Origin of the sequence: Lactiplantibacillus songbeiensis (assembly GCF_005405125.1) — a bacterium.
GTDB lineage: Bacteria > Bacillota > Bacilli > Lactobacillales > Lactobacillaceae > Lactiplantibacillus > Lactiplantibacillus songbeiensis.
Genome location: NZ_BJDL01000027.1, coordinates 49,395 through 60,215, shown reverse-complemented (window position 1 = coordinate 60,215; position 10,821 = coordinate 49,395). Strand labels below are relative to the sequence as shown.

Below are 10,821 nucleotides of genomic sequence, written 5' to 3'. Positions count from 1 at the left end.
GTGGTCTGCTCGGACTTAGGCCAAGGCCAATTTTGAAGACCGCCCTTTGGCTTCAAAATGGCCCATGGCGTTCCAGCGTTTTAGGAACCAACCGGCAGGCGACAATTTCAACTAGCACCAAGCGTAAATCAGTGTAAATTTAATGAATAGTTACGGTAATAGTTAAGTAAAGTGCATCATGAATTGATACTGATCTCTTTTCATTATTTAGTTGTTAGTGGACCGTCTTGAATTAACTGCTGTTTTTGTTGCAAGTTACTGAGATGTTGTTGGAAGTGTTGCGCATACATGACTGAGAATAGGGTATCTAATAAGTATTCAAAGGCTGTTTGGGAGGCAAAGGTCCCAATCTTAGCAAAGCCGTTTTCCGATTGTAAGGAGATTAGGTGTTGCGAACTCAGTGGAATCAGTGGGGCGTCGGCGTTTCCCGTAATGACGAGGCATGGAATCTGCTGGTCATGAAAGTACGTTGCGAATTGTTGATGGACTTTGGTGGTGCCAGCGTATGAGATAAATAGGGCACAATCACGTGACGTTAAGTTGGCAGCGTTCCACGCGTCATCGGCGTATTCTTCTGCAATAATTGCAAATTTATTGATTTTGATGAGTTTGTTTTGAAAGCTACGGGCGCGTAACTGAGAATCACCTTGCGAGAAGATAAAAATCCGTTCAGCTTGATCTAGTGTTTGCGCCATCGCAGTTAGTGTTGTTGTATCCAGTTGGTCAAAGGAACGCTGGACGGTTGTGACTGTTAGATCCGCCATTTTCTTTGCAATGGCTTGCGGATCATCATCAGCGGCAAAGGGAAAGTTCGCATCAACCTCAGTCACCGTACGGGCTTGTGCCACGGCCGCGGTGGTCAGTGCTTGTTGAAAGTCACGAAAGCCGCGATAACCTAACTTTTGCGCGAGGCGAATAATTGCAGAATGCGACGTATAGGTGGCGGTCGCAAGATCTTTTAAGTACATCGACTTAGCTGTATCCAGATGTTGTAATAAGTAACTGGCAATTCGGGTTTCAGTTGTGGTAAAGTCGGCGGTTTGTTTGAGTTGATCTAATATCAGCATGAGAGTCCTCCTTGAAGCAAGTTTCGGTTTAGTATAAGTGAAAATACAGCGTCAAGCTATTCTAACCCCAGTAAACGGCATCTGGACGGTAAAACGAGGGCTAATAGGCTTGATTGAAAAATAAATCGATAAATTTGTTAAAAATTGCAACATTGTGCTTGACCTGGGACCGGTTTCATAACTTAATGTATAGACATTCTTAAAGAAATGGACCGTTCCAGACTGGTGATTGAGTCAGCGGTTACATTAAGCAGTGCAACGCGGCCTATCTAACGGTACAATATGGAAGATAGGAGTGGGAGCAGAAATGACAAATATTCATGACATTGCCCGGTTATCCGGTTATTCAGTTTCAACCGTTTCACGGGTGATCAATCATCAAAAATATGTGGCCGATGAGAAGCGGGCTAAGGTGGAAGCCATCATGCGACAACTGGATTACGTGCCCAATCGCGTTGCTCGTGACCTGAGTAACGGTCAGACGAAGACGATTGGGGTCGTGATGCCGTACGCGAACCACCCGTATTTTGCCCGGATTATTGACGGGTTAGTCAGTGCCGCGTTTGCAGCCGGGTACAAGATTACGTTATTACCAACCAATTATGATCTGACAATCGAACGGCGGTATCTAGATCAGCTTCGTAGTAAAGCCTACGATGCGTTGATCTTTACATCGCGTAGCAGTTCGTTAGAGACGTTGGAAAAATATCGTAAATATGGCCAGATCGTCTTATGTGAAGATCCCGGTGACGACCGGCCCTTAGCGGCAGCTTATACTGACCGTGAAGCCTCATATGTGAATGTCTTGCAATGGGCGCAACAGCACGGCTTTGAAAAAATGGGTGTTGTGCTCAGTCGTAACAACGTTATCAGTGCCAGCACACGGGTGACGCGCAGTGCGTATCAACAAGTCTATGGCAAGCTTGACTCACAGCACTTATTTGTTGGTGCGGTCACCTATGAAGACGGTTACCGCGCGGGTGAATACTTTGCGCATCTCCAACCGGGAGTCGATGCGGTCTTTACCAATGGTGACGATATTGGGGCCGGGGTCCAACAATATTATTTGGATCATCGGTTAGCGCCAATTCCCACGATTGGTCAGGAAAATTTATTATCTAGCAGATTACTTAAGTTTTCAACGATTGATCACCATTTAGAAGCTCTAGGAACAGCGGCGTTCAAGTTGGCGACGGGCCAAACGACGACGCATGAGTTAATCAAATCAGAATTTATTAGGCGGTAATAATATGGTAGCAAGATTAGCGGTTTTCGATATTGATAATACTTTGTTGGCGCGCAACAAGCAGTTATTGCACAGCACCATTACGAGTATTCAAAAGTTAAAGCAACAAAAAATCAACGTGGCGATTGCGACTGGCCGGAATTTACGGCTAGCACGGCCGATTATTAAGGCGTTAGATTTACAAGATTTTATTCTTTGTAACGGCTCAGCGGCGTTTGCTCATAAGCAACAAGTACATCAACAAACGCTGACTCAAGCCAATGTCGCCGCTTTAGTAAAAGCCGCCGATGAGCAACAAGTTGATATGATTTTTGAATCTTTAGATGGGTTGCATGCGCATACCCAACCAAGTCAATCAACGCTGCAAGTCTTGCATGACTTTCGAGCACCACTCCCAGATTATGCGCCGGATTATTATTTAAATCATCCGATTTATCAAGCGATGATGTTTTATCGCCCTGAAGTGGATGCCAAGCTCCCGCATGCTGATGAGTTTTCGTTCGTGCGCTTCGCACAAAATGGCGTCGATGTGATTCCACGTGTCGGTTCTAAAGCGGAAGGGGTTGCTAAGTTAGCCGCTCAACTGCATGTTGACGGTAAAGATATTGTGGCGTTTGGTGATAACGATAATGATCGTGAAATGTTACGTAGCGCGGGCATTGGGATTGCGATGGGCAATGCCGAGCCAGCCATTCAAGCTTGTGCGAACTTAACTACGACGGATTGTGATCATGATGGCATTCAAAATGGATTGAAAGCAATTGGCTGGATTTAAAACTGAAACGCCGAAACGATTGTCGATAATGGCAGTCGTTTTTTTTCTGGTCATTAAGATAATTAGGTCATCAATTTTAGTCGTTATGGAGATTAATTTGAATAATACGCTTGGTGCTGGTTGGATTAAATTGTCACTCTAGTTGGGCCAGAATCGGCTGGAACGTGGTGGCCGCGTTTGGAAGCCAAAGGGCGGTCTTCCAAGCCGGGCTTTGACTAACCCGGAAAAGCCACCGGCTAAGTCAAACGACACCACTGAGCCCATTCTGGCCCGCCCGGCGTTAATTAACGGGAATTAATGACTATTTATTGTCGACCACAAATTTAGCTGAGCGGTCGGTTCCTAAAATGCTCAGCTGTGTCGTTGGCCCATGGCGTTTCAGCGTTTTAGGAACCAACCGGCAGGCGGCAATTTCAACCAGCACCAAGCGTATGCACAATAGTTAAAACCGCGTCCCTTCAGGCAATCATTCGTCTGAGGGGCCGCGGTTAATTTTAGATGATTAGTTTTGTTTGAATAAGTCGGTTAAGTAGGTCATGAAGGTCTTCAGATAGCGATCGGTATCCACCGTCAAGGCGACGGTGACGTTCGGATTAGCATCGGTCAATCGAGCGGGGTCACCGATTGTCCGCCCATAATCTTCACCACTCGCTTGCACGAACATGTTCAACTTCAACGTTGAGACGAAGCTAGGGTCTAACGCCACGCCGACTGCTAATGGATCATGTAAAGCACAGCCATGCAAGTGTGGGCTAGTGACCTTATAAGCGTCGATGTAGTAATCAACAATGTCAGCAAACTTTTCGCCAGCAGTCGTCTTTAAGTCACGCCATTGGCCAGTTTCCTTAGTGGTCAATAAAGTCCGCAAGGTGACATCTAAGCCGACCATCGTTAAGTTGATCTTGCTAGTGAAGACGGCGTTAGCGGCTTCGGCATCTTGGTTGATGTTGGCTTCTGCAAAATGACTCACGTTCCCAGGAACGGTCAAGGCACCGCCCATAATCGTGACATTACCAATTGTCGAGGCAATATCGGGGGCCTTCTTGATAGCGGCGGCCAAGTTGGTTAATGGGCCAGTTGGCACTAACGTTAAGTCAGAACCATATTGGTGCACGGCATCGATTAAGAAGTCTACCCCAGATTGTTGTTCTGGTTGGCGTTTTGGTTCAGGTAATTGGACTTCGCCAATTCCGTTGACGCCGTGAATCTGTGCTGAAATTGCCATCACGTCAAAGTGTTCCGTTGTGCTAGAATGTGGTTCCCCAACAAAGACTGGTACATCGGTTGCTCCGAGTAATTCCAAAATTTGTAAACTGTTATGAGCCGCTTGTTCCACGACGACGTTCCCATATGAACTAATAATCCCAATTAAATCAACATCGGGGGCTCCGACTGCATAGGCGATTGCCATTGCATCGTCAATCCCAGTATCTAGATCCAAAATCATTTTACGTTTTGCCATGTGCCAAATTCCTCCCTAAGTAGGTGTGATGGGTAATGTCTGGTAATGATCATATCGCGTTTGGTGTTAGTTGGATTAACTTGCCACTCTGGTTGGGCCAGAATCGTTAACAACTTGATATTGTAAATTAACAGTTATGCATGATTAATCAGTAAATCTAGCCGGTAGGCGGAAATTTTAACTAGCATCAAACGTTTACAAATAATGTTAATACATTAATTGTAAACGTTTGATTAAGGGGTGGCAACGGGTTCTAACGGATAAACTAATATTTTACGAGTTAGATCGGTGAAAAATTTGGTTTTGTCAAAGTGAAACCGCTGACTTATACTAAACCTAAGGAAGTGACTTGAATGAGTACGAATAATCCAATCATTGACGTTATGCAAGCGCGGCACTCGGTACGACAGTATGATGGGCAGACTGAAATTAAGCGTTCGGAGTTGGAACGCTTATTAAAAACGGCCTTCTTAGCGCCGACTGCCTTGAACCTACAACCGATTCGCGCGCTAGTCGTTACGTCACCAGTATTACGCAAAGAACTGACCACGGCGACGGGCAATATGAGTCAGCTAACGACAGCTAGTGCGGTCGTCTTGTTTGTGAATGACCGTGAGAATCAAGATGACGCCCAGCCATTTCAACCTGCTCAAAAGACCCCCACTCAGGCACATACGGATATTGGGGCGTTGGACGCTGGGTTAGTGGCGATGCAATTCATGCTGTTGGCTAAGGATGCGGGCTATGATACGAATCCGATGACTGGTTTTGACCACTTGGCTTTTAGTCAGATCCTGGACTTGGATATCAAACGTTATCAGCCGTTGTTATTAGTGTCAATCGGCATGGCGGCGCAGCCTGGACAACCAGCTAAGCACAAATCATTACGGCAAATTGTAGCATTTAGATAAGTATGGAGGAGTGGCGGCAGTGAATTTTGAAAAGCAATATCGGTATACCGGCAAGCAAGCATTGAATTTAACTAAATTGGATACGCAACCGGATGCTGACTATAAATCAGAAAAGGTCATTAAGGAACAGATTGCACAAAATATTAAACAATTGACGGATCTGCAAGGTAAGCTGTACGCTCAAGACCGTTATGGGGTATTGATTGTCTTTCAAGCAATGGATGCAGCCGGTAAAGACAGTATGATTGCGCACATTATGAGCGGCGTCAATCCGCAAGGGTGTAACGTTAGTTCATTCAAGCAACCAACGACTAAAGAAGTGGCCCATGATTATTTGTGGCGAATTCATGACCAAGTCCCGAAACGCGGGATGATTGGTATTTTTAATCGGTCGTATTATGAAGATGTGTTAGTTAGCCGGGTTCATCCCAATATTATTGTGAATGAGCATATTGGGGATATTGAGAAAAAGTCGCAAGTAGATGATGCCTTCTTTGACCGTCGTTTTAAAGATTTACGTTACTTTGAAGATTACTTGCAGCATAATGGCTATTTAGTGTTGAAATTCTTTTTACATATGTCCAAAGCCGAACAAAAGCAACGGTTTATTCGCCGAATTGAGATTCCTAGTCATAATTGGAAGTTCTCGGCCGCTGATATTCGGGAACGTAAGTATTGGGATGATTATCAACAAGCTTATGATGATGCGATTACCAATACCGCGACCAAGAGTGTGCCATGGTATGTGATTCCGGCCGACAATAAGTGGTACTCTCGGCTTTGTGTGTCCGAGATTATTAATAAGCGTTTAGGCGAGTTACCATTGGCTTATCCATCATTAGATGCCACTGATCAAGCCCAATTAAAGACGGCTTTGAATCAATTGGATCGTGAAACCGATTAACTTTTTGGAAAAGCTGGCAATTTTTTCAGTTTCGGATTAAGATAACTAACGACAGGTTTGCAATGCAATTTATCAGCGGGTCTGCTATAGTAAAGTTGAGCGAAATTATGGTTTTTAAGCTATTATCGGTTCAATAGGAGGGTCAAGTATGAATAAGAGTCATTGGTTTTCAGGGGCACTAATTACGGCCTTTTGGGGCGCAATTTTTGGTTTGGTCGTTGGTTACATTGGCGATCAAATCGTTAGTGCCATCCATCAAAAGTTTGCCTTACAATTAGGACCATCCGCCATTGTCGGTGTCATTATCGCGTTAATCGTGGTCTTTGGGCTTTACCCAATGTTAGGCCATCGCGAAGTTAAATAAGCAAAGTAAAATCCTCGTTGGGTTTGACCAGTGCAGCGTATTGCAACTGGTGCAAACTAACGGGGATTTTTTGCATCTTAACAACAACTAAATTTTCCGTGAGCGATGACTTAACCAGTGGCTACCAATGAGAATTAAGACTAATCCAAGGATGGCTAATAAGCTGGCCAAAGCATGGTGTTGCTCGTTAGTTTGTGGCAAGGTTGACGCTGGACGAGTTGTCGCCGGGGTGCCAGTGGTTGGTGCCGCTGGGGTCGGTGTTGTACTTGGTGCGGTGGCAATCATGCCGGTTGTGGATTGTGTTGTTGGCGTGGTGGCACTAGGAGCCGTGGTATGCGGTTGATAAGGGGTGCCACTAGTTGTTGGTGTGCTTGTCTGACCGGTGGCGCTGGTTCCAGGCACGCTGATTGTTGGTTTTTCAGTAGCTGGCTTGTTTGGCGCTGGTTCCGGCTGGCTTGGTTTGACTGGCTTTTCAGTTTCGCCGGTTTCACCAGGGGTGCCAGGTGCTGGCGTACTTGGTTTTTCAGGTTCAGTAACGGTTGGATGTTCGTCATCTTCATCTGGAAATTCTGGTTCTTGAGTCCCAGGCTTTTCTGGTTCCTCAGTTCCGGGTTTTTCCGGTTCTTCAGTGCCGGGCTTTTCTGGTTCTTCAGTGCCAGGTTTTTCTGGTTCTTCGGTGCCAGGTTTTTCTGGTTCCTCAGTGCCAGGTTTTTCTGGTTCTTCAGTGCCAGGTTTTTCTGGTTCTTCGGTGCCAGGTTTTTCTGGTTCTTCGGTGCCAGGTTTTTCCGGTTCTTCGGTGCCAGGATTTTCCGGTTCCTCGGTGCCAGGATTTTCCGGTTCTTCAGTGCCAGGCTTTTCTGGTTCTTCGGTACCAGGATTTTCGGGTTCCTCGGTGCCAGGATTTTCTGGTTCTTCGGTACCAGGATTTTCCGGTTCTTCAGTTTCGTCAGGAGTCAAAATAATATCGTCGGTTGCTTCCGCGTGATGGCCATCCTCATCTTCGAAGACGGCATCATTTTGGTAAACTTCAGCGACGTTACTTGCGGCTGCTTTCGTCTGATAGGTAATCGTTAGGTCAGCATCAACGGTCTCATTAATCTTGAAGGTGACCTGGTTGCCGGCGACTGAAGCAGTTGTTGGAATGGTGGTGCCATTCGCGGTGACTGAGACGCTGTCTGGAATATAAGTGTGGTTAGCGCTTAAGGTATCGGTAATGGTTGGCTTAACCAGCTTGTTACCGTTGCTAGTGACTTGTAATGTCCAGAGAATTTGCGATTTGTCATCTGGATTGACCCAAGCAGCCGTTTTCGTCATACTGATTGGCTTAGTCGGTTCTGGCTGGCTAGGTTCTTCCGGTTCCTGATCGTCTTCTTCATCGGGTGCTTCAATTTCCGCGGTTGCATTGGCGTCATTATCGGCATCATCGTGATAATTGGCTTTGTTTTGATAAAGTTCGCCTGGATTGGGTTGCTTCAACAAAGTCTGATAGGTTAAGGCGAGGTTAGACGAGAAGGTACCGTGTAACTTGAATATCAGCAGTGTATTCCCGTCATTTTCTGGTCGAGTCGATGACAAGACCGGAATCGACTCACCGGCTGGATCGGTGGCTTTCGCACTATTGGCCCAGTAATACTGATCAGGGCTTAGAAGGTCCGTGAAGACGGGATTAACGAGCTCGTTGCCGTTATTCTTAACTTCCAAGCCCCAATTGATCGTGGATGGGTTACTAGGATCACTCCAAGCAGCCGTTTTGGTCATTGAAATGGGCTCGTGAGTGGGTTCTGGCTCCGGTTCATTGGGTTCTTCTGGAACCTCAGTATCTGGTTTGTCGACATCCGCGGTGGCATCGGCGTGGTTACCATTACTGTCGGTATAAACCGCCGAGTTATGGTAAATCGTTGATTTCGTCGTCTGATCGACAGTTTCGGTTTGATAGGTTAAGTGAATATTAGTCTCATAGGTGCCGGCAAGCCTGAAGGTGACATTATGGGTGCCATCCGCATCGGGTTTAATCGAACTCGTTGAGGTGACTGGAATGGTTTTACCAGTCTCATCGGTTGCGTGAGCGCTATTTAACACGTACTTTTGACCAATGCTTAAGGTATCGGTAATTACCGGATCGACTAACTTGTTGCCATTACCAGACACAATCAAATTCCAATTAATCTTGGAATAGTCGTCGGGACTACTCCAAGCCGCCGTTTTCGTCATCGCAATTGGGCCACTTGGCGTGGGCTCGGGTGTCGGTTCTGGTTCGCCAGGTTTGCTGGCACCGGGGAACTTAAACCAAATACGACCACGTTTATTGAGATTATGGCTGGCTAGATAATTGTTAAAAGTCAACGTTGCTGTGTAAGCGCCGGTAGCCAATTTAAGCCGGCCCATCACGGATCCCGTGGATGCTTTGATCGCAACATCGATATCGGAATCATTATAAATATTGCTTGGGAGTGTCAGATACATGACATCACCTGATTTAACTCGGGTTGAATCGGGTATCGTCCAATTAAAATCAACCCGGTAAAGTTCCTCAGATGAGAGGTCAGCGGTATGTGACATAACTTCACCAGCATCATTAGTAATGGTAGCGCTATCGGCATCAGTCCCAGTCGCAGTCGTGATGACTTTAGCTTGGCCTAATAATGGGGGACTAAAGACCATTAATGCCAAGCCGGCGACCGCTAACAATAGAAAATGCCAAAATTTGTGCATCGAAAATCCCTCCAATCAATTCAATTCATACTGAGTTACTCCTAACTCGGCAACCAAATCATACCGCCAGTGTACAACTCGGTGATATTGGGACGGTTTATTCGGTAAGCTGGCAAATATAAGGGGCATTACGGATTAGGTTGCCACTCTGTTTGGTCCCGAATCAGCGGTAACCAACAAGGATTTGTACTTAATCCTCGAAAACGGTATGCTTAGAAGGCTAACTTTTAAGTGTGATTGAAGCAAGGAGGGATGCGGTGATGGGAACCACGCAGTCACCAAAACATCGTAACCATCTTTTAGATGATACGACGAAAGAGATTAATGAATGGACGGGGGAAGCCAAGGCGGTGGAGATTCACCCGTTACGGATGTTTTCAGAAGTATTTGACCGGCATAGCCAAGATGATGCTGATGAGGTCTTTTCAGCGGGCACCAAAGTGACGACGCCACCGTTAGCGGAAGTGTCCGATGCGCCGGTTAAGCCATGGCTATTTTCACGGGTGCTGGTCATCTTAATGGTGACGTTTGGGCTATTATTGTTATTATTTTATGCGTTTAAGAATGAACGGGTCTTACCGGGATTGCTAGTGATGGGCTCGTTGATCGTGCCACTGGCGTTGGTGGTCTATTTCTTTGAAATCAACGTATTTAAAAACGTGTCGATTTGGCGAGTGGTGGAAGTCTTTCTGATTGGCGGTGTCGCGTCGATGGTGGCGACGATGCTGTTATATTCGTTGATTCCAACGTCGAATGGGACCGATTTATGGTCGGCCGTTTTAATTGGGTTGATTGAAGAGACCGGTAAGTTACTAATTATTGCGATTTTTATCAACCACCTACAACTGAACTATGTGTTTAATGGCATGTTGATAGGCGCGGCAATTGGGGCGGGATTCGCGGCCTTTGAAACGTCTGGTTATGGGATGGATTATGGCTTAGTCGTATTAATGATTCGATCCTGGCAAGCGATTGGGACTCATACCATTTGGTCAGCGATGGTCGGGGCGGCGGTTGTCTTTGCTAAGGACGATTACCGGCCATTGACCACACAAACAGTGTTACGGCCTAAGTTTATGCGGTTCTATTTTATGGCGGTAGCCTTGCATGCCTTATGGGATTGGCGCGCGCCATTAGCTTGGCTGGATATCTTTTATATTCATCAACTGATTTTGATCGTTCTCGGTTGGGTCGTAATTTTTGTCTTGATCGAAGCTGGGTTACGAGAAGTACGGACTCTGCGTCAAGCCGGAATTCCGAGCGAAGAACATATCTTTTTGCCATTACCGTAATTTACTTAAGACTGGGAGAAGCCCCGGTCTTTTTTAATTATGATTGTTTTAGTTAGCGTATCTAGATAAAGAACACACTTATACGTGG

General features: G+C 46.0%; 9 protein-coding genes. 6 read left to right on the top strand and 3 right to left on the bottom strand.

Annotation, left to right across the window (positions count from 1 at the left end):
• Positions 1–203 precede the first annotated feature (203 nt).
• Positions 204–1,067: a MurR/RpiR family transcriptional regulator gene (locus tag FFM77_RS11160; protein ID WP_137635844.1), complete on the bottom strand. Its 864-nt coding sequence runs from the start codon at positions 1,065–1,067 to the stop codon at positions 204–206.
• Between the two features lie 307 nt (positions 1,068–1,374).
• Here FFM77_RS11160 and FFM77_RS11155 point away from each other — a divergent pair, with 307 nt between their 5' ends.
• Positions 1,375–2,313, top strand: coding sequence for a LacI family DNA-binding transcriptional regulator (locus FFM77_RS11155; RefSeq protein ID WP_137635843.1), 939 nt, complete (start codon positions 1,375–1,377; stop codon positions 2,311–2,313).
• A 4-nt stretch (positions 2,314–2,317) separates the two neighbouring features.
• Positions 2,318–3,088 (top strand): Cof-type HAD-IIB family hydrolase, encoded by a 771-nt coding sequence (locus tag FFM77_RS11150; protein WP_137635842.1) that lies wholly within the window; start codon positions 2,318–2,320, stop codon positions 3,086–3,088.
• 502 nt (positions 3,089–3,590) lie between these two features.
• Here FFM77_RS11150 and FFM77_RS11145 read toward each other — a convergent pair.
• Complete coding sequence (locus FFM77_RS11145; RefSeq protein ID WP_137635841.1) at positions 3,591–4,550, bottom strand: nucleoside hydrolase; 960 nt, start codon at positions 4,548–4,550, stop codon at positions 3,591–3,593.
• Positions 4,551–4,903: 353 nt separating this feature from the next.
• On the opposite strand from FFM77_RS11145, the gene FFM77_RS11140 reads away from it, so the two are divergent.
• The 3 genes from FFM77_RS11140 (at position 4,904) to FFM77_RS11130 (ending at position 6,729) form a co-directional block, all read left to right on the top strand.
• A complete protein-coding gene (locus FFM77_RS11140) occupies positions 4,904–5,461 on the top strand; it encodes a nitroreductase family protein (protein WP_137635840.1) in 558 nt (185 codons plus the stop codon).
• A gap of 19 nt (positions 5,462–5,480) precedes the next feature.
• Positions 5,481–6,365: a polyphosphate kinase 2 family protein gene (locus FFM77_RS11135; protein WP_137635839.1), complete on the top strand. Its 885-nt coding sequence runs from the start codon at positions 5,481–5,483 to the stop codon at positions 6,363–6,365.
• A 148-nt stretch (positions 6,366–6,513) separates the two neighbouring features.
• Positions 6,514–6,729, top strand: coding sequence for a DUF2929 family protein (locus FFM77_RS11130; protein WP_137635838.1), 216 nt, complete (start codon positions 6,514–6,516; stop codon positions 6,727–6,729).
• A gap of 87 nt (positions 6,730–6,816) precedes the next feature.
• Here the strand turns inward: FFM77_RS11130 and FFM77_RS14025 are convergent, their stop codons facing one another.
• Entirely contained in the window at positions 6,817–9,441 is a 2,625-nt protein-coding gene (locus FFM77_RS14025) for an Ig-like domain-containing protein (protein ID WP_171001613.1), read from the bottom strand.
• A gap of 260 nt (positions 9,442–9,701) precedes the next feature.
• Between FFM77_RS14025 and FFM77_RS11120 the strand changes: the two genes are divergently transcribed.
• Complete coding sequence (locus tag FFM77_RS11120; RefSeq protein WP_137635837.1) at positions 9,702–10,733, top strand: PrsW family intramembrane metalloprotease; 1,032 nt, start codon at positions 9,702–9,704, stop codon at positions 10,731–10,733.
• Positions 10,734–10,821: the final 88 nt, after the last annotated feature.

Coding starts and splice junctions, on each gene's coding strand:
- FFM77_RS11160 (WP_137635844.1), bottom strand. CDS start 1,067: ATGCTGATATTAGATCAACTCAAACAAACCGCCGACTTTACCACAACT.
- FFM77_RS11155 (WP_137635843.1), top strand. CDS start 1,375: ATGACAAATATTCATGACATTGCCCGGTTATCCGGTTATTCAGTTTCA.
- FFM77_RS11150 (WP_137635842.1), top strand. CDS start 2,318: ATGGTAGCAAGATTAGCGGTTTTCGATATTGATAATACTTTGTTGGCG.
- FFM77_RS11145 (WP_137635841.1), bottom strand. CDS start 4,550: ATGGCAAAACGTAAAATGATTTTGGATCTAGATACTGGGATTGACGAT.
- FFM77_RS11140 (WP_137635840.1), top strand. CDS start 4,904: ATGAGTACGAATAATCCAATCATTGACGTTATGCAAGCGCGGCACTCG.
- FFM77_RS11130 (WP_137635838.1), top strand. CDS start 6,514: ATGAATAAGAGTCATTGGTTTTCAGGGGCACTAATTACGGCCTTTTGG.
- FFM77_RS14025 (WP_171001613.1), bottom strand. CDS start 9,441: ATGCACAAATTTTGGCATTTTCTATTGTTAGCGGTCGCCGGCTTGGCA.
- FFM77_RS11120 (WP_137635837.1), top strand. CDS start 9,702: ATGGGAACCACGCAGTCACCAAAACATCGTAACCATCTTTTAGATGAT.